Annotated in this window: 21 protein-coding genes; 9 read left to right on the top strand and 12 right to left on the bottom strand. The window is 69.9% G+C overall.

Going from position 1 to position 22,482, the window contains the following annotated elements; translation table 11 throughout:
* Positions 1-159: 159 nt before the first annotated feature.
* From AB0447_RS35015 to dusB, 3 genes are all read right to left on the bottom strand, one after another.
* Complete coding sequence (locus tag AB0447_RS35015) at positions 160-1,173, bottom strand: helix-turn-helix domain-containing protein (protein WP_366480993.1); 1,014 nt, start codon at positions 1,171-1,173, stop codon at positions 160-162.
* 404 nt (positions 1,174-1,577) lie between these two features.
* Positions 1,578-4,289, bottom strand: coding sequence for a pyruvate, phosphate dikinase (ppdK, locus tag AB0447_RS35010; RefSeq protein ID WP_366480992.1), 2,712 nt, complete (start codon positions 4,287-4,289; stop codon positions 1,578-1,580).
* A gap of 365 nt (positions 4,290-4,654) precedes the next feature.
* Entirely contained in the window at positions 4,655-5,815 is a 1,161-nt protein-coding gene (gene dusB / locus AB0447_RS35005; RefSeq protein ID WP_366480991.1) for a tRNA dihydrouridine synthase DusB, read from the bottom strand.
* A 34-nt stretch (positions 5,816-5,849) separates the two neighbouring features.
* Between dusB and AB0447_RS35000 the strand changes: the two genes are divergently transcribed.
* A complete protein-coding gene (locus AB0447_RS35000; RefSeq protein WP_366480990.1) occupies positions 5,850-7,298 on the top strand; it encodes an MFS transporter in 1,449 nt (482 codons plus the stop codon).
* Between the two features lie 124 nt (positions 7,299-7,422).
* Here AB0447_RS35000 and AB0447_RS34995 read toward each other — a convergent pair whose 3' ends face one another.
* A complete protein-coding gene (locus AB0447_RS34995; protein ID WP_366480989.1) occupies positions 7,423-7,878 on the bottom strand; it encodes a MarR family winged helix-turn-helix transcriptional regulator in 456 nt (151 codons plus the stop codon).
* Between the two features lie 90 nt (positions 7,879-7,968).
* Between AB0447_RS34995 and AB0447_RS34990 the strand changes: the two genes are divergently transcribed.
* The 3 genes from AB0447_RS34990 (at position 7,969) to AB0447_RS34980 (ending at position 10,042) form a co-directional block, all read left to right on the top strand.
* The gene (locus AB0447_RS34990) at positions 7,969-8,316 is read left to right on the top strand and encodes a DoxX family protein (RefSeq protein ID WP_366480987.1); all 348 of its coding nucleotides are present in this window, start codon (positions 7,969-7,971) and stop codon (positions 8,314-8,316) included.
* A gap of 85 nt (positions 8,317-8,401) precedes the next feature.
* The gene (locus AB0447_RS34985) at positions 8,402-9,427 is read left to right on the top strand and encodes an aldo/keto reductase (RefSeq protein ID WP_366480986.1); all 1,026 of its coding nucleotides are present in this window, start codon (positions 8,402-8,404) and stop codon (positions 9,425-9,427) included.
* Positions 9,428-9,448: 21 nt separating this feature from the next.
* Complete coding sequence (locus tag AB0447_RS34980) at positions 9,449-10,042, top strand: TetR family transcriptional regulator (protein ID WP_366480985.1); 594 nt, start codon at positions 9,449-9,451, stop codon at positions 10,040-10,042.
* A 79-nt stretch (positions 10,043-10,121) separates the two neighbouring features.
* Here the strand turns inward: AB0447_RS34980 and AB0447_RS34975 are convergent, their stop codons facing one another.
* Positions 10,122-11,504: a glycine--tRNA ligase gene (locus AB0447_RS34975; protein WP_366480984.1), complete on the bottom strand. Its 1,383-nt coding sequence runs from the start codon at positions 11,502-11,504 to the stop codon at positions 10,122-10,124.
* 155 nt (positions 11,505-11,659) lie between these two features.
* On the opposite strand from AB0447_RS34975, the gene AB0447_RS34970 reads away from it, so the two are divergent.
* Genes AB0447_RS34970 through AB0447_RS34955 form a run of 4 tightly spaced genes read left to right on the top strand, consistent with a single transcriptional unit; the run spans position 11,660 to position 14,813 of the window.
* Entirely contained in the window at positions 11,660-12,640 is a 981-nt protein-coding gene (locus tag AB0447_RS34970; RefSeq protein WP_366480983.1) for a metal ABC transporter substrate-binding protein, read from the top strand.
* Between the two features lie 23 nt (positions 12,641-12,663).
* Complete coding sequence (locus AB0447_RS34965; protein WP_366480982.1) at positions 12,664-13,458, top strand: metal ABC transporter ATP-binding protein; 795 nt, start codon at positions 12,664-12,666, stop codon at positions 13,456-13,458.
* A complete protein-coding gene (locus AB0447_RS34960) occupies positions 13,458-14,324 on the top strand; it encodes a metal ABC transporter permease (protein WP_366480981.1) in 867 nt (288 codons plus the stop codon). The genes AB0447_RS34965 and AB0447_RS34960 overlap by 1 nt, the downstream gene beginning before the upstream one ends.
* 57 nt (positions 14,325-14,381) lie before the next feature.
* The gene (locus AB0447_RS34955) at positions 14,382-14,813 is read left to right on the top strand and encodes a transcriptional repressor (RefSeq protein ID WP_366480980.1); all 432 of its coding nucleotides are present in this window, start codon (positions 14,382-14,384) and stop codon (positions 14,811-14,813) included.
* On the opposite strand, the gene AB0447_RS34950 is transcribed toward AB0447_RS34955, so the two are convergent.
* From AB0447_RS34950 to AB0447_RS34925, 6 genes are all read right to left on the bottom strand, one after another.
* Positions 14,810-15,325, bottom strand: a complete 516-nt coding sequence (locus AB0447_RS34950) for a hypothetical protein (protein ID WP_366480979.1) — start codon at positions 15,323-15,325, stop codon at positions 14,810-14,812. The two genes, AB0447_RS34955 and AB0447_RS34950, sit on opposite strands and share 4 nt — an antisense overlap.
* Before the next feature lie 11 nt (positions 15,326-15,336).
* Entirely contained in the window at positions 15,337-16,164 is an 828-nt protein-coding gene (locus AB0447_RS34945) for an isoprenyl transferase (RefSeq protein ID WP_366480978.1), read from the bottom strand.
* Between the two features lie 11 nt (positions 16,165-16,175).
* Positions 16,176-16,922: a DNA repair protein RecO gene (gene recO, locus AB0447_RS34940; RefSeq protein WP_366480977.1), complete on the bottom strand. Its 747-nt coding sequence runs from the start codon at positions 16,920-16,922 to the stop codon at positions 16,176-16,178.
* A gap of 44 nt (positions 16,923-16,966) precedes the next feature.
* Positions 16,967-18,286, bottom strand: a complete 1,320-nt coding sequence (locus tag AB0447_RS34935; RefSeq protein ID WP_366480976.1) for a phospholipase D-like domain-containing protein — start codon at positions 18,284-18,286, stop codon at positions 16,967-16,969.
* Between the two features lie 135 nt (positions 18,287-18,421).
* Complete coding sequence (locus AB0447_RS34930; RefSeq protein WP_366480975.1) at positions 18,422-20,056, bottom strand: nucleobase:cation symporter-2 family protein; 1,635 nt, start codon at positions 20,054-20,056, stop codon at positions 18,422-18,424.
* A 548-nt stretch (positions 20,057-20,604) separates the two neighbouring features.
* Entirely contained in the window at positions 20,605-21,273 is a 669-nt protein-coding gene (locus tag AB0447_RS34925) for a TerB family tellurite resistance protein (protein ID WP_366480994.1), read from the bottom strand.
* Positions 21,274-21,455: 182 nt separating this feature from the next.
* On the opposite strand from AB0447_RS34925, the gene AB0447_RS34920 reads away from it, so the two are divergent.
* On the top strand, positions 21,456-22,214 hold the full coding sequence (locus tag AB0447_RS34920) for an SDR family NAD(P)-dependent oxidoreductase (RefSeq protein WP_366480973.1): 759 nt from the start codon (positions 21,456-21,458) through the stop codon (positions 22,212-22,214).
* 73 nt (positions 22,215-22,287) lie between these two features.
* Here the strand turns inward: AB0447_RS34920 and AB0447_RS34915 are convergent.
* On the bottom strand, positions 22,288-22,482 hold a 195-nt coding region (locus AB0447_RS34915; RefSeq protein ID WP_366480971.1), incomplete at its 5' end, for an alpha-isopropylmalate synthase regulatory domain-containing protein.

Raw genomic sequence — 22,482 nt, 5'->3', positions numbered from 1 at the left:
CCGCGGGCTTTCGCGGGGCGGGGGCGCGGGGCCCGCCCCCCCCGGCAACGGCGCCGCACGGCACCACCGGCCGCACCCCGGCGGGGTTCATCCCCCGCCGGGGTGCGGCCGCGTCACGAGACGACCGCGTCACAGACGACCGCGTCACAGACGACCGCGTCAGGACGCCACAGCCCCACCCTTGAGCAGGGCCGCACCCAACGGCGTCACCGTGTGCAGCACGGCGTTCCCCCGCCGCAGCGTGGTCACCAGCCCCGCCTCCCGCATCACACACGCGTGCTGGCTCGCCGAAGCCAGCGACACCCCGGCCCGGCGGGCCAGTTCACTGGTGGTCGCGCCGTCGCCGATCGCCCGCAGCACCACCGACCGGGTGTGCCCGACCAGCTTCCCCAGGGTCCGGACCCGCCGGTCGTCCAGCCCGGCCGGCCGCCCCACCACGTCGGCTCCCGTCGGCGCGGACGCCAGCTCCGCGGCCGCCGGATAGACCAGTACGGGCGGCAGTTCCGGGTCGTGCAGGGTGACGGCGGTGCGCCGGCAGAAGAACGACGGCTGGAGCAGCAGCCCGCGCCCCCGCAGCCGTACGTCCCGGTCCACCGGGTAGTCGCACTCCAGCACCGGCGCCCGCCACCTCAGCATCGGCGGCAGCGAGGCCAGCAGTTCGTCCGCCCCGCCGTCGAGCAGCGCCCGGCCGCGGGCGGCCCGCTCCGCCTCGATCTGGGCCTGGATGTGCGTCCAGTACGGCTCCACCGCCGCCCGGTGGTAGCCGCGCAGCTCGCCGAGGAGCCGGGGCAGCTGCTGGGTGCCGCCGTCGGCGAACTCCCGCAGCCGCTGCGGCAGCGGCGCTCCCGCGCCGCCCCCGACCAGCGTCAGCTCGCGACGCAGCCGGTCCGCGCGAATGCCGCGCAGCGCGTCGAGGCCGACGTCCCATCCGTACTGTCCCTCGACCGGGGTCAGGAAATCGGGGAAATAGCCGCGACTCGGTATGAGCGCTCCGAGGAGCCGTGTTTCACTATTCAACCGGCTCCGTGTTTCCGTACGCCATTCACCGAACAACCGGGCGTCACGCCGGTCCCTTAACCGGTGAAAGCTGAGAATCGTTTCCCACAACGCATCGGGACGCCCTGCCATCCGTACGCGTGCCAGGTCCACTCCAGTGAAATGGATACGCAGCACCGAACCCCCACCTGTGCAACCGCAATCCCCCCGCCCCACGAGTATGCATGCCGTCACACGACGTCACCACGCCCTTTCGGCCACAGTTGAAACCCCTTTCGGCAGAGGCGTGACAACCGAAATCCTGTACTCCGCCGGGCACACTCCGGCGCGACCGAAACGCTCCGCGAAGGCCGTGGGGGGCTTTGCGGGGCCTGGCGGTCGGTCGCACCGGGAAGCGCCGACGTGCCCGGCAGATTGACAGCAGGCGGTGGACGGGTGGGGATCCGTCCACCGCCTGCTGACGTAAAAGTCGTTGAACAACAAAAAATGGCTTGCGCCCGCCCCCGGGAGGTCAGGTAACCCGGGGGCAGGCGCAGTCGGAGGTCAGCTGTCGGAAGCAGCTGTCGGAGCGGCTGTGGGGGTCAGCGGCTGTCCGAGCCCTTCGCCTCCGCGGCGGCGCGGCCGGCCTCCAGGCGCGCCACCGGGATGCGGAACGGGGAGCAGGAGACGTAGTCCAGGCCCACCTCGTGGAAGAAGTGGACGGACTCCGGGTCGCCGCCGTGCTCGCCGCAGACGCCGAGCTTGAGGTCGGGGCGGGTGGCCCGGCCGGCCTGGACGGCGCTGCGGACCAGGGAGCCGACGCCGTCCTTGTCGATGGTCTCGAAGGGCGAGACCCCGAAGATGCCCTTCTCCAGGTACGCGGTGAAGAAGCTGGCCTCGACGTCGTCGCGGGAGAAGCCCCACACCGTCTGGGTCAGGTCGTTGGTGCCGAAGGAGAAGAACTGGGCCGCCTCGGCGATCTGACCGGCGGTCAGCGCGGCCCGCGGCAGCTCGATCATCGTGCCGATGCTCAGCTTGAGGCTGGTGCCGGTGGCGGCCTCGATCTCGGCGATGACCTGGTCGGCCTCCTCGCGGACGATCTCCAGCTCCTGGACGGTGCCGACCAGCGGGATCATGATCTCCGCACGCGGGTCGCCCTTGGCGTTCTTGCGCTCGGCCGCGGCCTCGGCGATCGCCCGGACCTGCATGGCGAACAGGCCGGGGATGACCAGGCCGAGGCGGACGCCGCGCAGACCCAGCATGGGGTTCTGCTCGTGCAGCTTGTGCACGGCCTGGAGCAGGCGCAGGTCGTTCTCGTTGGCGTCCTTGCGGGACTCGGCGAGGGCGACGCGGACCGACAGCTCGGTGATGTCGGGCAGGAACTCGTGCAGCGGCGGGTCGAGCAGGCGGACGGTGACGGGCAGGCCGTCCATCGCCTCGAACAGCTCGATGAAGTCCTTCTTCTGCAGCGGCAGGAGGGCACTGAGTGCCTCCTCGCGCTCGCCGTCGGTGTCCGCCAGGATCAGGCGCTCGACCATCTCGCGGCGCTCGCCGAGGAACATGTGCTCGGTGCGGCACAGGCCGATGCCCTGGGCGCCGAAGCGGCGGGCCCGCAGCGCGTCCTCGGCGTTGTCGGCGTTGGCGCGCACCCGGAGCCGGCGGACCCGGTCCGCGTACGCCATGATCCGGTGCACGGCGGCGACCAGCTCGTCGGCGTCGTCGGCGCCCGCGTGCATCCGGCCCTCGAAGTACTCGACGACCGGGGACGGTACGACCCCTACCTCGCCGAGGTAGACCTTGCCGGTGGAGCCGTCGATGGAGACGACGTCGCCCTCTTCGATCACCGTGCCCTCGGAGGTGGTCATCCGGCGGCGCTTGGTGTCGACGTCGAGCTCCTCGGCGCCGCAGACGCAGGTCTTGCCCATGCCGCGGGCGACGACGGCGGCGTGCGAGGTCTTGCCGCCGCGCGAGGTCAGGATGCCCTCGGAGGCGATCATGCCGTCCAGGTCGTCGGGGTTGGTCTCGCGGCGGATCAGGATGACCTTCTCGCCGGAACGCGACCACTTGACGGCCGTGTACGAGTCGAAGACGGCCTTGCCGACGGCCGCGCCCGGGGAGGCGGCGATGCCGCGGCCGAGCAGCTGGGTCTTCGCGTCCTCGTCGAACCGCGGGAACATCAGCTGGGCGAGCTGGGCGCCGGTGACCCGCTGGAGGGCCTCGGCCTCGTCGATCAGGCCCTGGTCGACGAGCTGGGTGGCGATCCGGAAGGCGGCACCGGCGGTGCGCTTGCCGACCCGGGTCTGCAGCATCCACAGCTGGCCGCGCTCGATGGTGAACTCGATGTCGCACAGGTCCTTGTAGTGCGTCTCGAGGGTCTCCATGATGCCCATGAGCTGGTCGTACGACTTCTTGTCGAGCGACTCCAGCTCGGCGAGCGGCACGGTGTTACGGATACCGGCGACGACGTCCTCGCCCTGGGCGTTCTGCAGGTAGTCGCCGTACACGCCCTGGTGGCCGCTGGCGGGGTCACGGGTGAAGGCGACACCGGTGCCGGAGTCCGGGCCGAGGTTGCCGAAGACCATGGAGCAGATGTTGACGGCGGTGCCCAGGTCGCCGGGGATGCGCTCCTGGCGGCGGTAGAGCTTGGCGCGGTCGGTGTTCCAGGAGTTGAAGACCGCGTAGACGGCGAGGTCGAGCTGCTCGCGGGCGTCCTGCGGGAACTCCCGGCCGGCCTCCTTGGCCACGATCTTCTTGAAGCGGGTGACGAGCTTCTTCAGGTCGGCGGCGTCGAGGTCGGTGTCGACGGTGACCTTCTTGGCGGCCTTGGCCTCTTCGAGGGCCTCCTCGAAGAGCTCGCCGTCGACGTCCAGGACGGTCTTGCCGAACATCTGGATCAGGCGGCGGTACGAGTCCCAGGCGAAGCGCTCGTTGCCGGCCTGCTTGGCCAGGCCCTTCACGGACGCGTCCGAGAGGCCGATGTTGAGGACCGTGTCCATCATGCCGGGCATGGAGAACTTGGCACCGGACCGGACGGAGACCAGCAGCGGGTCGTCGGACTGGCCGAGCTTCTTGCCCATCTTCTGCTCGAGGGCGTCCAGGTGGGCGCTGACCTCGTCGCGCAGCGCGGCCGGAGCCTCGCCGCTCTCCAGGTAGACCTTGCAGGCCTCCGTGGTGATGGTGAAGCCGGGCGGGACGGGGAGACCAAGGTTGGTCATCTCGGCGAGGTTGGCCCCCTTGCCGCCGAGAAGGTCCTTGAGGTCCCGGTTGCCCTCGGTGAAGTCGTAGACGAACTTCTGATCTTTGTTTTCCGACACGGGTCTCGACTCCTCGAGGACTCGGTGGCTGCCCTGACGGCGAGGAACATACCCAGATCGAAGGCTTCTGGGTACGTCCACTTGGTCGTCATGTGGCTGTAACCACCCGTGCGCCACCAGATCGAAAGTAACCAACGAGTAGCTGAAACCTACCAAGAGCTTTCACAACCCGAAGGAAAAAGTGTCAGGTGAGGCGTGTCGTCGCTCGGATGAGCGATCATCGATACATTTGCGTTCAACTCTTGAACACACAAAGGGTGGCACCCAGTGCCACCCTTTGGAAGTCTTATCCGTGATCTACGCGCTCATCTGAGCGCAACCCCACCCATGCGTGGTGTATCTCACGCCGCTCGTGGGCCGGATTCTCAGCCGCCGGACGTATCCAGCTCGGCCTCTTCGCTCACGCCCGCGCAGTCGTACGGATCCTTGAGCCACCCGTCCGGCAGGACAACCCGGTTGTTTCCGGACGTCCGGCCGCGCGGGCCGTCGGCATCCTCGGGCCACGGCTGGTCCAGGTCGAGCTCGCTCAGATGAGCATCGAGTTCGGCCAGGGTGGAGGTCACGGCCAGCTTCTTGCGCATCTCGGAGCCGACCGAGAAGCCCTTGAGGTACCAGGCCACGTGCTTACGGAAGTCGATCACCCCGCGGGCCTCGTCCCCGATCCACTCCCCCAGCAGGGTGGCGTGGCGGATCATGACCGCCGCGACCTCCCGCAGCCCCGGAGCCGTGTAGTCGTCCGTACGGCCCTCGAAGGCGGCCACCAGGTCGTTGAAGAGCCAGGGGCGGCCCAGGCAGCCCCTGCCGACCACCACGCCGTCACAGCCGGTCTCGCGGACCATCCGCAGGGCGTCCTCGGCGCACCAGATGTCCCCGTTGCCGAGGACCGGGATCTCCGGGACGTGCTCCTTGAGCCGCGCTATGGCCTCCCAGTCGGCGGTCCCGCCGTAGTGCTGGGCGGTGGTGCGCCCGTGCAGGGCGATGGCCGTGACGCCCTCCTCGACCGCGATCCGGCCCGCGTCCAGGTAGGTCAGGTGGTCGTCGTCGATGCCCTTGCGCATCTTCATGGTGACCGGCAGGTCGCCGGCCCCGGAGACGGCCTCCTTGAGGATGGCGCGGAGCAGGTTCCGCTTGTAGGGCAGGGCCGAGCCGCCGCCCTTGCGGGTGACCTTGGGGACCGGGCAGCCGAAGTTCAGGTCGATGTGATCGGCGAGGTCCTCCTCGACGATCATCCGGACGGCCTTGCCGACGGTGACCGGGTCCACCCCGTACAGCTGAATCGAGCGCGGCTTTTCCGTCTCGTCGAAGTGGATCAGCTGCATGGTCTTCTCGTTGCGCTCGACCAGCGCCCGTGTCGTGATCATCTCGCTCACGAACAGCCCCTTGCCGCCGCTGAACTCGCGGCAGAGGGTGCGGAACGGGGCATTGGTGATGCCGGCCATCGGCGCGAGCACCACCGGCGGCTGCACGGTGTGCGGGCCGATCGCGAGGGCGGGAGGGAGCGTGGTCATCCCCCCATTGTCGCGCATGCCGCAGTTGCCGGTTGGCCGTACTGTCGGCGGCATGCACGAGGTGAGTCACCGGCATCGCATGCTCGTCCTGGCGATCTGCTGCATGAGTCTGCTCATCGTCAGCCTCGACAACACCGTCCTGAACGTGGCCCTCCCCGAGATGCGGCGCGAGCTGCACGCCTCGGTGGCGGGCCTGCAGTGGACCATCGACGCCTACACCCTGGGCATGGCCTCGCTGCTGATGCTGGCCGGCTCCACGGCCGACCGGATCGGCCGCCGCAAGGTCTTCCTGGCCGGCCTGGTGACCTTCACGGCGGGCTCGCTGCTCTGCTCGCTGGCCCCCACCCTCGGCTGGCTCATCACCTTCCGGGTGGTGCAGGCGGTGGGTGCGGCCATGCTCAACCCGGTCGCCATGTCGATCATCACCAACACCTTCACCGAACCGGCGCAACGGGCCCGGGCGATCGGTGTCTGGGGTGCGGTCGCGGGCGTCTCGATGGCCGCGGGCCCGCTGATCGGCGGGCTGCTCGTGGACTCCATCGGCTGGCGGTCCATCTTCTGGGTGAACCTGCCGATCGGCCTGGCCGCCCTGGTGCTGACCGTCCGGCACATCCCCGAATCGCGGGCGGACCGGCCGCGGCGCCCGGACCCGGTGGGCCAGTTGCTGATCATGGCCATGCTGGGTTCGCTGACCTACGCGATCATCGAGGCCCCGTCGGCCGGCCCGACCTCGCCGCTGATCCTCGGGTGCGCCCTGACCGCCGTGGCCTCCCTGGTCGGGCTGCTGGTGTACGAGCCACGGCGGGAGGACCCGCTGATCGACCTCCGATTCTTCCGGAGCGCCCCGTTCAGCGGTGCGAACGTGATCGCGATCTGCACCTTCGCCGCGCTGTCCGGGTTCCTCTTCCTGAACACCCTCTACCTGCAGGAGGTCCGCGGTCTGGACGCCCTGCACGCCGGGCTGTACATGGTCCCGCTGGCGGCGCCGACCCTGTTCTTCGCGCCGCTCTCGGGCAGGCTGGTCGCGACCCGGGGGCCGCGGCTGCCGCTGGTGGTGGCGGGGGTGGCGATGGGCGGGAGCGGTCTGATGTTCGCCGTCCTGTCCGCCGAGACGTCCACCCCGCTGCTGCTCACCGGGTACGTGCTGTTCGGGGTGGGTTTCGGCATGGTCAACTCGCCGGTCACGAACACGGCCGTCTCCGGTATGCCGCGCTCCCAGGCCGGGGTGGCGGCGGCGATCGCCTCCACCAGCCGGCAGACCGGCGGCGCGCTGGGCGTGGCGGTGATCGGCGCGGTGCTGGCGGCGGGGCTGGCCCGGGGCGGCGACTTCAGCGCGGCGGCTCGGCCCGGCTGGTGGATCATCACGGTCTGCGGTGCGGCGGTCCTGGTCCTCGGCCTGCTGACCAGCGGACGCTGGGCGCGGGAGACGGCGGCCCGGACCGCGGCGGAGCTGGAGCCGAAGGCCAGCCCGGCGCCGGCCGCCGGCAGCCGGCCGGTGTGAGCGGAGAGGCCTGGGCGTAGGCGTCCGGGCGGAGGGTTTGGGCGGAGGCGTCCAGGCAGAGGGCTTGGGCGAAGGGCCTGCTAGGCGGAGGCGTCCGGGCGAAGGGGCTGGGCGGCGGGCCGGACTACTCCCGGCACTCGAAGTCCTCGGTGGCGGAGTTGACCCGGCCGAGCAGCCCGCGGAGCACCTCGCACTCCTGCTCGGTCAGCCCCGCGAAGATGCCGCGTTCGACCTCGTCGAGCGCGGCATTCGTCTGGTCCAGGGCGGCCGAGCCCGAGTCGGTGATCGCGACGATGTGGCGGCGCCGGTCGGCGGGGTCGCGGCGGCGCTCGACCAGGCCCTCGCCCTCCAGGTCGTTCAGGATCCCGACGAGCACGCTCGGGTCCACCTCCAGCCGCTCGGCGAGCACCCGCTGGCCGACCGGGCCGCCGTCGAGGTGCATGAGCGTCATGGCGTGCCGGGGCGTGAGTCCCGCGGCGCCGAGCGCACGGCGGATCCGCGCCTCGGTGAGCGAACCGTGCCAGGCCAGCTGCAAACCCAGTCGCTGCATGGGGTCCGAGTTGTCCTGAGCTGTCGTCATACCAGCACCGTATCAGCCGGGAAACAATTGCACTCCACCGATCGTTGATGCTATTCAATGGTTCAACGCTTACGACCATTGGAGCTCCTCATGTTCATCGCCTTCGTCGCCGTGACCTCACTCCTGGCCCTCGCCCTCACCGGCTCCGCGACCATGACCGCCACGCGGCACCCGCAGATCGTCACCAACATGCAGAACGTGCAGGTCCCCGAGGCCTGGCTGCCGCGACTGGCCGCCGTCAAGGCCGCCGGGGCGGTCGGCCTGGTGGCCGGGATCTGGCTGGCGCCGCTGGGCATCGCGGCCGCCATCGGCGTGGTCCTGTTCTTCATCGGCGCGGTGACCGCCCACGTACGGGCCGGGGACAAGGCCCTCGCTCCCGCGCTGGTGCTCGGCCTGCTCGCCGCAGCCTCCCTCGTCCTGCGCACCCTCTCCGCCTGACCGGTCCGGCGAGCCGGCGACCCGGCAGAACACATGACGGATGACAGATATTGAAATCTGTCATCCGTCATGTCATCCTCGTTGCATGACCACCACGAACCTGAGCACCCCGCACCGCACCCTCGGCACCACCGGCCCGGCCGTCTTCCCGCTGGGTCTCGGTTGCATGGGCATGTCCGCGCTGTACGGCGAGGCCGACCGCACCGAGTCGATCGCCACGATCCACGCCGCCCTGGACGCGGGCGTCACCCTGCTCGACACGGGCGACTTCTACGGCATGGGGCACAACGAGCTGCTGATCGGCGAGGCTCTGCGCAGCGCCCCCGCGGCGGCCCGCGAGCGGGCCCTCACCAGCGTCAAGTTCGGCGCCCTGCGCACGGTCGAGGGAGGCTTCACCGGATACGACGGCCGCCCCGAGGCCGTGAAGAACTTCCTGGCGTACTCGCTGCAGCGGCTGGGCCGGGACCACATCGACATCTACCGGATCGCCCGGGTCGACCCGGCCGTCCCGATCGAGGAGACGGTCGGCGCGATCGCCGAGGCCGTCCAGGCCGGGCACGTCCGGCACATCGGCCTCTCCGAGGTCGGGGCGGACACCCTGCGCCGGGCCGCCGCCGTCGCCCCCATAGCCGACCTGCAGATCGAGTACTCGCTGATCTCGCGCGGCATCGAGCAGGAGATCCTGCCGGCCGCCCGCGAGCTGGGCATCGGCGTGACGGCGTACGGGGTGCTGTCCCGGGGCCTGATCAGCGGCCACTTCAGCCGGGACCGGCTGCTCTCCCCCGGCGACTTCCGGGGCATGAGCCCGCGCTTCCAGGGCGCCAACCTGCAGCACAACCTCGACCTGGTCGAGGCCCTGCGCAAGGTCGCCGAGGAGAAGGGCGTGAGCGTGGCGCAGGCAGCCATCGCCTGGGTGCTCTCCCGCGGGGAGGACATCGTGCCGCTGGTCGGCGCCCGCCGCCGGGACCGGCTGTCCGAGGCCCTGGGGGCCCTGGAGGTCTCCCTGAGCCCCGCCGACCTGGCCGCGATCGAGGAGGCCGTTCCGGCGGACGCGGCCGCCGGCGAGCGCTACCCGCAGGCCCAGATGGCCCACCTCGACAGCGAGCACTGACCCGGCTGTACGGTCGTACTCATGCCACCCGCAGCCGCCGAGCCCCTGACCCCCGAGCGCATCCTCGAAGCCACCGAGGAGGTGCTGCGCCGCTACGGGCCGGCCAAGGCCACCGTGGTGGACGTCGCGCGCGCCCTGGGCGTGAGCCACGGCAGCGTGTACCGGCACTTCCCGTCGAAGGCGGCCCTGCGCGAAGCGGTCACCGACCGCTGGCTAGGGCGGACGGTCGTCCGGTTGCAGGAGATCGCCTCCGCGGCGGCCGAGCCCGCCCCGGCCCGGCTGGAGTCCTGGCTGGAGGCCCTCTTCGAGGCGAAGCGGCACAAGGCCGGGGACGATCCCGAACTGTTCGCGACGTACACCGTGCTGCTCGCCGAGAACAGCGGGGTGGTGGAGACGCATCTGGAGGAGATGATCGGCCAGCTGGCCCGGATCATCGGCGAGGGCGTCGCCTCCGGCACCCTCGCCGCCCCCGACGTCCCGGCCGCCGCCCGGGCCGTCTTCGACGCGACCGCCCGCTTCCACGACCCGCAGTACGCGGCGGACTGGCTGTCCCCGTCCATCACCGCCGAGTTCGAGGCGGTCAGCACCCTGGTGATCCGGGGCCTGCGGGCCTGAATACCGAGGGAAAAACGACCGGTGGCCCGGTGCGCGTCTCGCGCACCGGGCCACCGGTCTCGTCTTGCGTGCCTGCTGCCTAGCAGCCGATCAGGCGGCCGCCCAGGTAGGACTGGATCTGGTCCAGGGAGACGCGCTCCTGCTTCATGGTGTCGCGCTCGCGGACGGTCACCGCGTTGTCGTCCAGGGTGTCGAAGTCGACGGTGACGCAGAACGGCGTACCGATCTCGTCCTGGCGGCGGTAGCGGCGGCCGATGGCGCCCGCGTCGTCGAACTCGATGTTCCAGTTCTTCCGCAGGGCGTCCGCGAGGCCCTTGGCCTTCGGGGAGAGCTGCGGGTTGCGGGACAGCGGCAGGACGGCGACCTTGACCGGGGCCAGGCGCGGGTCGAGGCGCATCACGGTGCGCTTCTCCATGACGCCCTTGGCGTTCGGGGCCTCGTCCTCGATGTACGCGTCGAGCATGAAGGCGAGCATGGCGCGGTTGACACCGGCCGCCGGCTCGATGACGTAGGGGGTCCAGCGCTCCCCGGCGTCCTGGTCGAAGAAGGTGAGGTCCTGGCCGGAGGCCTCGGAGTGGGCCTTGAGGTCGAAGTCGGTGCGGTTGGCCACACCCTCGAGCTCGGAGAACTCACTGCCGCCGAAGTTGAAGCGGTACTCGATGTCGGTGGTGCGCTTCGAGTAGTGGGACAGCTTCTCCTTCGGGTGCTCGTACCAGCGGATGTTCTCCTCGCGGATGCCGAGGTCGCGGTACCAGTTCCAGCGCTCGTTCATCCAGTACTCGTGCCACTGCTCGTCCTCGCCCGGCTTGACGAAGAACTCCATCTCCATCTGCTCGAACTCGCGGGTCCGGAAGATGAAGTTGCCCGGAGTGATCTCGTTCCGGAAGGACTTGCCCATCTGCGCGATGCCGAACGGCGGCTTCTTGCGCGAGGTCTGCTGCACCTGGGCGAAGTTGGTGAAGATGCCCTGGGCGGTCTCGGGACGCAGGTACGCCTTGGAGCCGGTGTCCTGGGTCGGGCCGAGGTGCGTCTCCAGCATGCCGGAGAACTGCTTGGGCTCGGTGAACTGGCCCTTCACGCCACAGTTGGGACAATTGATGTCGGCGAGCCCGTTCTCGGGCAGGCGGCCGTGCTTGGCCTCGTACGCCTCCTCGAGGTGGTCGGCGCGGTGACGCTTGTGACAGGAGGTGCACTCGGTCAGCGGGTCCGAGAAGGTCGCGACGTGACCGGAGGCCACCCAGACCTCGGGGGCCAGGATGACGGAGGAGTCGAGACCGACGACGTCCTCACGGCCGGTCACCATGGCCTTCCACCACTGGCGCTTGATGTTTTCCTTGAGCTCGACACCCAGCGGTCCGTAGTCCCAGGCGGCCTTGGAGCCGCCGTAGATCTCGCTGCACGGGTAGACGAAGCCACGGCGCTTGCTCAGGCTGACGATGGTGTCGATCTTGTCGGCGGCCACGGTGCTCTCTTCATTACGAGGACGAACGGCGAAGCCTTTAGGTTACCGGCGCCCGACCCTCCCCTTTCAAATCGGATCCCCCTTCTCCGGCCCGCCCCCGGACCTCTCACCAGGGTTTTTGACAACGGTTTCCATCTTTGATGAAAATGGATGTCATGAACGCACGACGCCTGATACCCACCGCCGCCCTCGCCGGAGCCGTCGCCCTCGGCGCCACGGCCCTCACCGCCTGCTCGGGAGCCACTGCCGCAGGCGACGGCAAGGACGGCAAGCTCGACGTCGTGGCGTCGTTCTATCCGATGCAGTTCCTCGCCGAGCAGATCGGCAAGGAGCACGTGTCCGTCGGCACCCTGACCAAGCCGGGCGTCGAACCGCACGACCTGGAGATCACCCCGAAGCAGACCGCCCAGCTCGGCGAAGCGGACGTGATCCTCTACCTCAAGTCCCTCCAGCCCGCCGTCGACAAGGCCGTCGCCCAGTCCGGCGTGAAGAACACCGTGGACGCCGCCACCCTCACCGAGCTGGAGGAGCACGGCACCTCCGGCCAGGCCCACGAGGGCGAGGAGGGCCACGAAGAGCACGCGGAGGGTGACGGCCACAACCACGGCGAAGCCGGCGCGGACCCGCACATCTGGCTCGACCCGGTGAAGTACGCCGAGGTCGCCAAGGGCGTCGGCGCGGCCCTGTCCAAGGCCGACCCGGACCACGCGGCCGACTACAAGAAGAACGCCGACGAGCTGGCCGCCAAGCTGGCCGCGCTCGACACGGAGTTCAAGGACGGTCTCAAGAACACCGCCACCAAGACCTTCATCACCACCCACTCCGCGTTCGGCTACCTCGCCGAGCGCTACGGCCTCGACCAGGAGGGCATCTCCGGGGTCGACCCCGAGTCCGAGCCGAGCCCGGCCCGGATGAAGGAACTCCAGGCCGTCTCGAAGAAGGACAATGTCTCCACCGTGTTCTTCGAGACCCTGGCCAGCGACAAGACCGCCAAGACCCTCGCCCAGGACACGGGGCTGAAGACCGATGTCCTCGACCCGCTCGAGGGAATCACCGACAAGTCCCAGGGCGCTGACTACTTCGAGGTCATGCGGTCCAACCTGAAGAACCTCCAGAAGGCGCTCGGGACCAAGTAATGGCAGTAACGGAGGCGCGAGCCATGCAGCCCACGACGGCCGCCGCGGCAGCGGAGCAGCCTGTCATATCCCTGCGCGGGGCCACGGCCTCGCTCGGCTCGCGCCCCGTGCTGCGCGGAGTCGACCTCACCGTCCGGCGCGGTGAGGTCGTCGCCCTGCTCGGTGCCAACGGCTCCGGCAAGTCGACGGCCGTCCGCGCCGTCGTCGGCCAGGTCCCGCTGACGGACGGCGAGCTGTCCCTCTTCGGCACCGACTTCAAGCGGTTCCGCGACTGGTCGCGGATCGGATACGTGCCCCAGCGCACCACCGCCGCCAGCGGAGTCCCCGCCACCGTCCGCGAGGTCGTCACCGCCGGCCGGCTGGCCCGCTCCCGCTTCGGCGTGCTGCGCAAGGCCGACCGCGAGGCCGTCGACCGGGCCCTGGCCCTGATCGGCATGGACGCGTACGCAAGCGCCTCGGTCAACGCCCTCTCCGGCGGCCAGCACCAGCGCGTCCTGATCGCCCGCGCGCTCGCCGTCGAGCCCGAACTGCTGATCATGGACGAGCCGATGGCCGGTGTGGACCTCGCCAACCAGGAGGTCCTCGCGGGCGCCCTGCGCGAGCAGGTCGCGGCCGGCACCACCATCCTGCTGGTGCTGCACGAACTCGGGCCGCTGGAGCCGCTGATCGACCGGGCCGTCGTCCTCCGCGACGGCTGCGTGGTCCACGACGGGCCGCCCCCCGAGGCCGTCGGGCAGCACGCCCTGCCCGGCCACGACCACGTACACCCCCATGCGGCGCACGACGCCGAGCCGCTCCGGACGGGACTGCTGAGCTGATGGACCTCCTGAACTACGCCTTCATGCAGCGGGCCCTGCTCGCGGCGGTACTCGTCGGCCTCACCGCACCCGCCATCGGCACCTACCTGGTCCAGCGGCGGCAGGCGGTCATGGGCGACGGCATCGGCCATGTCGCCATGACCGGTGTCGCCCTCGGCTTCCTGCTCAACACCAGCCCCATCTGGATGGCCACCCTGGTCGCCATCATCGGCGCGGTCGGCATGGAACTAATCCGCTCGCGCGGGAACACCAGCGGGGACATCGCCCTGGCGATGCTTTTCTACGGCGGCCTGGCCGGCGGCGTCATGATCATCAACCTGGCGCCGGGCGGCTCCACCGCCAACCTGACCAGCTACCTCTTCGGCTCCATCACCACCGTCTCCGCCGAGGACGTCACCGCCGTGGTGATCCTCGCGGCGTTCGTGATCGCGGTGACCGTGGGCCTGCGCCGGCAGCTGTTCGCCGTCTGCCAGGACGAGGAATTCGCCCGGGTCACCGGCCTGCCGGTGCGCGTCCTGAACCTGCTGATCGCGGTCACCGCGGCGGTCACCGTCACCGTCGCCATGCGCATCGTGGGCCTGCTGCTGGTCAGCGCCATGATGGTGATCCCGGTCGCGGCCGCGCAGCGCGTCACCCGCGGGTTCACCGCCACCCTGTCCGTGGCCATGGTGATCGGCGTCCTGGTCTCGCTGACCGGAACGGTCACCACCTACTACATCGACGCCCCGTCCGGCGGCACCATCGTCCTGCTGGCCATCGCCGTGTTCCTGGTGATGACCGTGGTGTCCACCCCGCTGGCCCGGCGCCGCGCCCACGCGGCCCACGCGGCCGAGCAGCTCTGTACCCAGGACGACGTGAAGGTCTAGGAGGGAAGCCCCGGGCGCCTGGCACAATGGCTCCGAGGCCGATACGAGGAGGAACCGGTGGCGACTGCGCCTGGCGAGACGAGCACCGCGCCAGTACGAGGACGGTCCACCCGGCAGCGGGCCGCCGTGGCGGCTGCCCTGGACGAGGTGGACGAGTTCCGCAGCGCCCAGGAGCTGCACGACATGCTCAGGCACCGCGGCGCTTCCGTGGGCCTGACCACCGTCTACCGGACGCTCCAGTCCCTCGCCGACGCCGGCGAGGTGGACGTACTGCGCACCAGCGACGGCGAGTCCGTCTACCGCCGCTGCTCGACCGGCGAGCACCACCACCACCTGGTCTGCCGCAAGTGCGGCAAGGCCGTGGAGGTGGAGGGCCCGGCCGTGGAGAAGTGGGCCGAGTCGATCGCGTCCGAGCACGGCTACGTGAACGTCGCCCACACGGTGGAGATCTTCGGCACCTGCGCGGACTGCGCCGCCGCCGCAGACTAGATCCGCTTCAGGTTCCGGTCCAGCAGCTCCCGTACCCGGTCCACATCGGCGGGGTCGGCCGCGCCGCGCTTGGGCAGCGCCAGGAAGGTGCGGCCCTTGTTCTTGGTCAGCACGAACAGCCCGGGCGTCTCGTGGTACCACCCCGGGCCGCCCTGCCAGTCGAAGACGGTGCGGTCCGGCCCGCCGCCGGTGATGACGATGCCGGTCTCGCCCAGCACCGTCCGGGAGTCCCCGTGGGGCTCCATGTTCGCGAAGCTCTCGCGGGCGATCCGGCCGGGGGCACGGACGGCGCCCACCGTGGCGGTGGTCAGCACCACCGCGGTGACGATGCTGCCGATGACCGGATCGAAACCGCGCAGCAGCCCATAGACCACCACACCAGTGACGGACATGACGGCCGGCAGCACCATGGCCCGCCGGCCGGGCCAGGTCCCGGAGGACCAAGCCCGCAACGCCGTCCGGTAGTCCTCGGCCGTCGGCCGGTACTCGAAAACGATCTCCCCCGTGTTCATGCCACGGGAGGCTACCCTGCCGCGCCCGGACCCTCGAGCTGGTTCGGGACGGCCCCGCCGAAGCGGCGGTCGCGCTGGGCGTACTCCAGGCAGGCCCGCCACAGGTCGCGCCGGTCGAAGTCCGGCCACAGCACGTCCTGGAAGACCATCTCCGCGTACGCGCTCTGCCAGAGCAGGTAGTTCGAGGTGCGCTGCTCGCCGCTGGGGCGGACGAAGAGGTCCACGTCCGGCATGTCCGGGTAGTACATGTACTTCGCGAAGGTCTTCTCGTTGACCTTCGACGGGTCGAGCTTGCCGGCCGCCACATCGCGGGCGATGGCCTGCGCCGCGTCCGCGATCTCCGCGCGGCCGCCGTAGTTCACGCAGAAGTACAGCGTCATCTTGTCGTTCTTGACGGTCTGCTCCTGCGCGATCTGGAGCTCCTGGACGACCGACTTCCACATCTTCGGCATGCGGCCGACCCAGCGGATGCGGATGCCCAGCTCGTCCATCTCGTCGCGGCGGCGGCGGATGACGTCGCGGTTGAAGTTCATCAGGAAGCGCACCTCGTCGGGCGAGCGCTTCCAGTTCTCCGTCGAGAAGGCGTACAGCGACAGGTTCTTGACGCCCATCTCGATGCAGCCCTTGAGCACGTCGAGCACCACGCCCTCGCCGACCTTGTGGCCCTCGGTGCGCGGCAGTCCGCGCTCCTTGGCCCAGCGGCCGTTGCCGTCCATGACGATCGCGACATGGTTCGGGACCAGCTCGCCGGGGATCTTCGGCGGGCGCTCACCGGACGGGTGCGGCTCGGGAAGCTTGTAGTCGCGGCGGGGGCGTCCCAGAATCCCGCGTCGTGCCATGTGCCCAGCTCCTATTTCTCGACGTATCGCAAGGAGCGTAGCCCGCGCTCCAGATGCCAGTGCAAATAGGCGGAGACCAGTCCGCTCCCCTCCCGCACGTGGCGCGCCTCGCAGGCGTCCGCGTGTGCCCAGTCGCCGGTCAGCAGGGCGCTGAGCAGTGCGATGGCCTCCGTCGAGGGTACGACGCTGCCGGGAACCCGGCAGTCGCCGCAGACGACTCCGCCGGCGGCGACGGAGAAGTGCCGGTTGGGGCCGTGGATGCCGCACCTGGCGCAGTCCTCGAAAGAGGGCGCGTATCCGTTGACGGCCAGGGAGCGCAGCAGGAAGGCGTCGAGGATGAGGTGCGGCTCGTGTTCGCCGCGGGCGAGGGTGCGCAGGGCGCCGACGAGCAGCAGGTACTGCTGGACGGCGGGCTCGCCCTCGTTCTCGGTGAAGCGTTCGGCGGTCTCCAGCATGGCGGTGCCGGCCGTGTAGCGGGCGTAGTCGGTGACGATGCCGTTGCCGTACGGGGCGATGATCTCGGTCTGGGTGCAGAGCGGGAGACTGCGGCCGACCAGTTCGCTGCCGCGGGCGAAGAACTGCACGTCGGCGTGGGAGAAAGGTTCCAGCCGGGCGCCGAACTTGGACTTGGTCCGGCGCACCCCGCGGGCCACGGCCCGCACCCTGCCGTGGCCGCGGGTCAGCAGCGTGATGATGCGGTCCGCCTCACCCAGCTTCTGGGTGCGCAGCACGATGCCGTCATCACGGAACAGACTCATGGCCCCATTGTCCCGCACGGCTGCGGGGCAATGGGGCCGGCGGACTACGGCATCTCCGTGCAGATGCCGTTCTTCTCCTTGAGGCCGCTGAGGACGTCGTCGAAGTTGTGCTCGAACTGCGAGTACACCGTGTAGTCGTCGATCTTCAGCACGGTCTCGTCGTGGCCCCGCAGCGAGGGGTTGGTGTAGTTGTGGCTGCCGGTGAAGACGAGCGACTTGTCCGCCTGGCCGTCGTAGGTGCCCTCGATGATCATGTACTTGGAGTGGAGGTTGTAGCCCTCCGTGTCACAGGCGGCAAGGCCGATGATGCCGCCCTCCTTCAGCTTCGCAGCCACCTCGGTGCCGAGGCCACCGGGCTCGTTGGACACGAAGACGTACACGTGACAGCCCTGCTTGCGGAGCTGGAGGAGCCGGTCGGCGACCGCGGCGCGGGTGAAGGCGTACATCGCCACGCGGATCTTGGTCCGGTTCTCGCTGGTGCCGCAGGTGACCGGAGCGAGCACGTCCAGGATCGAGTCGTTCGGGAACGAGCCCTCCTGGCGCGGGAAGAAGTACGCCGCGTACGGACCCGCCACCTTGGGGCCGGCCCCGCTGGTGTAGGTGTAGGGGACGGCCGTCTCGTGCGTGTGGTTGTAGTAATCGGAATGCCCATTGGCGTCCGTGGAGTACGACTGGAGGTCGGCGAAGTAGTGGTCGTACACGTCGTACAGGCCCTTGCTGGGGATCGTGACGGCGTTGTTGAAGTACTTCGTCCGCTGGAGGCCGGTCAGGTTGGCCGAGGACTGGAACACCAGGTTCGGAACGCCCGCGACCTTCTCGAAGATGAAGAACTTGTTGTGGTTGAACGGGGACTTGCCTATCTCCGCCTCGCTCCGCGCTCCGATGCAGCCCCGGTTGCGGGGGCAGACGTAGACGAAGGAGTCCTTGCCCCGGTCCCCGCCGAGCACGGCGTAGAGGTCCGCGACCTCGCTACCGTCCAGGTCCTTGTCGGAGTTGGTCTTCGAGAGCCAGTCCTCCTCCACGGCCTTCAGCGCATGACTGTCGACGATCAGCTGGACCTTGACCTGCCTGTGGTAGGCGGCCACCAGCGCGGCCCGGGTCTCCTCGTCGGTGAACGAGAACATCGATCCCTTGATCACGGTGCCGGGCTCGGCGCGGTCGATCAGGTCGATGAGGTGGTTCTTGATCTCGTCCGGTTTGCCGGCTTGCGGGTTGTTGAAGACGGCCGCGGGCGCGGTGGGCACCGTGAAGTCGGCGGTCCGCAGCGCGTAGTCGGCGGACTGGGCGCTGCCGGTGCCCAGCAGGGAGGTGAGTGCCGCCAGGGCGGTCGCCGCGGCTATGCGGCCGAGTGCGCGCATGCGCATGGAAAGGGATCCGATCGTCCGATGGGAATGGGTCAGAAGAAGTGGATCTTATGGCCAATTCCCGCCGGCGGCGGGAGACAGCGGCGGCCCCCGCCCGGACGAGGTCCGGGCGGGGGCCGTCACCTCTTCGGCAGTTCAGCCGGCCGGGGTCTTGGCGGTCTCGCCCGCCTCGTCGGCGTCTCCGGCCTCGTCGGCGGCCGCGTCCGGGGATTCTGCGTCCGCGGTTGCTGCGGGAGCGTCGGCCTCGGCCTTGCCGGCGGCCTTGGCTCCGACCTCGGCCTTGATCTCCGCCTTGGCCTCGGCCTTCGCCTCCGTCTTGGCCTCGGTCTCCTCGTCGGCTGCGGCCGCGGCCACAGCCTCGGCCGGGGCGGCCGCGGGGGCCGGGATCGCGATCCTGGGGCCGTGGGCGTCGTCCTTGCCCAGCCCGTTGAAGACCAGGTTGAGGACGATGGCGGCCGTGGCACCGAGGGTGACACCGCTGTTGAGGAGCGAGGCCAGGTCCGCGTCCATGTGCTTGGTGGTGAAGAGCACCGGGACGGTGGCGGGCAGCAGGGCGAAGGCCAGGGAGATGCCCACGACCAGCGCGTTCTTCTCCTCCTTCAGGTCCACCTTGGCCAGGGTCTGGATGCCGGCCAGGGCGACCATGCCGAACATGACGGTGGCGGCGCCGCCGAGGACCCCGTGCGGGACGGCGGCGACGATCGCGGCCGCCTTGGGCAGCAGACCCAGGATGATCATGAAGACACCGGCGGCGACGACCACGAACCGGCTCTTCACCTTCGTCATCCGCACCAGGCCGACGTTCTCTGCGAAGGCGACGTACGGGAAGGAGTTGAGCACGCCGCCGAGGGCGGTGGCGGCGCCGTCGGCCCGCAGGGCCCGGGCCACGGTCTCGCTGTCGACCTCCTTGCCGACGATGTCGCCCACGGCGTAGGTGTCACCGGTCGTCTCGACCATGGTGATCAGCATGACGATGAGCATCAGGAGGATCGGGAACCACTCGAACTTCGGGGCGCCGAAGTGGAAGGGGGTGGTGATGCCGATCCAGTCGGAGTTGCCGACGTCGCCGAACTTCGCGTCGCCGAGCAGGAAGGCGACCGCGGTGCCGCCGACCAGGCCGAGCAGGATGGAGATGCTGGACAGGAAGGGCCGGCCGAGCTTCATCAGGACGAGGATGAAGAGCATCGTGCCGCCGGCGTAGGCGAAGTTCTTCGGGTCGCCGAAGTCGGGGCTGCCGAGGCCGCCGGCCGCGTCGTTGAGGCCGACCGGCAGCAGGACGATGCCGAGCACGGTGATCACCGTGCCGGTGACGACCGGCGGGAACAGTCGCATGACGGCCCGGAAGGCCTTGGCGGGGAGCCAGGCGAAGGCGAAGGTGGCCAGGCCGGCCGTGATGACCGCGCCGTAGATCGCCAGCAGGGCGGCGGTGCCGCCGCCCGCCCCGAGGCCGATGGCGATCATCGGAGAGACGGCCGTGAAGGTGACGCCCTGGATCAGCGGGAGCCGGGCGCCGATCCGGCCGATGCCCCAGGCCTGGATGATCGAGGCGATACCGCAGGTGAAGAGGTCCGCATTGATCAGGTAGACCAGCTGTTCCGGGCTCAGCTTCAGCGCGTTGCCGACGATGATCGGGACGATCACCGCGCCGGCGTAGAAGGCGAGTACGTGCTGGAAGCCGTACAGCGCGAGCTTGGGGAGGGGGAGCACCTCGTCGACCGGGTGCGAGCTCTGCTCTCCATTGGCGGAAAGCCGGGCGGCGACACGTGCCATCTCTGCCTTGCCCTTCAGGGAGGTAGGTAAATGAGAGGAGATCTGGTTATCCCTGGCCAGGCGCGGTTCGTGGTGCGTGGTTCCGCCAGGGTTGTCAGTGCAATCACGTGATCGAAGCCCCGCTGTGTTACAGCAGGCGTCTCTTCGTGTGACCGGAATTGAACGCCTGTGGGGGGAGCCACACCTATCGTCGACTTCCACAAAGTGTTGAGGCCCGGCGAGGCTGGATCTGTAGATTTCTCCACTGGCGGACGCCGTCGCGACGCGCTACGGGGCACCTCGGCCCGATGATCTGTTTCAGGCCACACGCTCGCGAAGTGACGAACCCCTGAGCTGCAGGAACGCAGCGAACGCGGATTCGAATCCGCAAACGGCATCGGGAGATTCCGGGCATCGGATTGGCGGTTCCACCGAGCCCGGATGGATCTCTTCCGTCGATCCGACGGGCACTTCACGAAGGCTTCACAGACCCCGCGAGGCCGGATCGTTACCTGCCGTGCGCCCGCTATATGGCCATCTGTTCCCGGGCGGGGCGAGCCCCGCGCGGCTCAGGACGGGGTGCGGGCCGAGGCCAGCAGGCGGGAGACCTCGTCGGAGTCGAGGCGGAGGGCGGCGCCCACGGTGGCCAGCACCTCGCGTTCGGCCGGCGTGTACGGGCCGTCGGCCAGCGCGATCCGGGCGCCCTGCAGCAGTACGGACTCCCGTCCCGCGGCAGCCAGGTGCGGGGCCAGCGGCTCCAGCGCCTCGTGCAGCTCGATGGACAGGGCCGCCCCGCAGCATTCGGGCCCGTCGTACAGGCCGGGGAGCCGCCCGGTGTCCGAGGTCAGCGTCTCGACCAGAGCCGCCAGCTGCTCCTGGGTGCAGTCCTGGAAGCCGGCCGACCGTACGACGCCCACGGCGGCGTCCAGGGCGCTGCGCGAGGAAGTGCCGCCGGCCGCGAGGACGGCCAGCGCGACCGTGTGCACCCCGTCGCGCAGCATCGCCGAGAAGCGGCTGCTGGTGGGGTGGTCCAGGACGTCGGTGGCGAACCGGTCGCGGCAGCCGGCGCACTCGACGACCGGCCCGACATGGCCGCGCGGCAGCACGGGCACGCCGAGGACGGCGAACCTTCGGCGCCCGGTGCGCCGGCGGTAATTCCGGTCACCGCCGCAGCCGGGACAGAAGAACTCCCCGTCGCTCACGGTGTTCCAGGCGGTACGGATGCCCCAGACCTTCAGCTTCCGGCCGGTCCCACCCCGAACTGGCAGCACGTCCCACCTCCGTAGCACCGCGGCAACATCGCCGCGCTGGCGTGATGTTAGCCACATCCATGACCGTGCGTCAGTCGTGTGACAAGACAACATCGTGGGGCGCCCGGAGTTGGCCGATCTGCGCCCCCTCAATCCGTACCCTCTGGACCGTGAAGGACAAGTCCTGTCTGGTGACCGGTGCCGCGAGCGGTATCGGGCGGGCCACCGCCCTGCTGCTGGCCCGGTCCGGGGCCCGGGTCACCGCGGCCGATATCGATGCCCCGGGCCTGGCGGCCCTGCGTACGGAACTGGCCGCGGAAGGCCTCGGGGTCGAGGTGGTGACCGGTGACGTCTCGGATCCGGAGGCCAACCGGGCCATGGTGGAGGCGGCGGTCGCCGCGTTCGGGCGGCTCGACGTCAGCGTGGCGAACGCCGGCGTGATCCCTCTTTCGGATGTACGGGAGACCAGTGCCGCCGACTGGGACCGGGTGATGGCGGTGGACGGCCGCGGCATGTTCCTGACCTGCAAGTACTCCATCGAGGCGATGACCGCCCAGGAGCCGTCCGGCGGGGCGCTGGTGTGCCTGTCGTCCATCTCGGGGCTGGCGGGCCAGGCCCGGCAGGCCGCGTACGGGCCGGCGAAGTTCGTGGCCTCTGGGCTGACCAAGCACCTCGCGGTGGAGTGGGCGGCGCACGGGATCCGGGTCAACGCCGTCGCGCCCGGAACCATCCGGACGGAGCGGGTGCGGGCGCTCGACGACGAGCCCGGCGGGCCGGAGTACCTGGCGGAGATCACCCGCGCCCATCCGATGGGCCGGATCGGCGAGCCGGAGGAGGTGGCCCGGGTGATCGCCTTCCTCGCCTCGGACGCAGCCTCCTTCGTCACCGGGGTGGTGCTGCCGGTGGACGGCGGCTACCTGGCCCGCTGAGGCGGCCCGGACGCGGCGGAACCCCGCCCCTCCGGGAGGAGGAGCGGGGTTCCGTACGAGGCCGGGGGGAGGATCAGCGGCCCGCGCGGTTGACGGCCGAGATGACCGCCTTCAGCGAGGCTCGCGTGGTGTTGGCGTCGATGCCGATGCCCCACAGGACGCGGCCGTCGATCGCGCACTCGATGTACGAGGCGGCTTGCGCGGAGGCGCCTTCGCTCATGGTGTGTTCGGTGTAGTCCAGCAGGCGGGCGTCGATGCCGATGCCGGC

This window comes from Streptomyces sp. NPDC051211, assembly GCF_040689505.1.
In the GTDB taxonomy this organism is placed as follows: Bacteria; Actinomycetota; Actinomycetes; order Streptomycetales; family Streptomycetaceae; genus Streptomyces.
The sequence above is the reverse complement of the archived record's forward strand: the minus strand, read 5'-3'. Positions and strand labels throughout refer to the sequence as shown.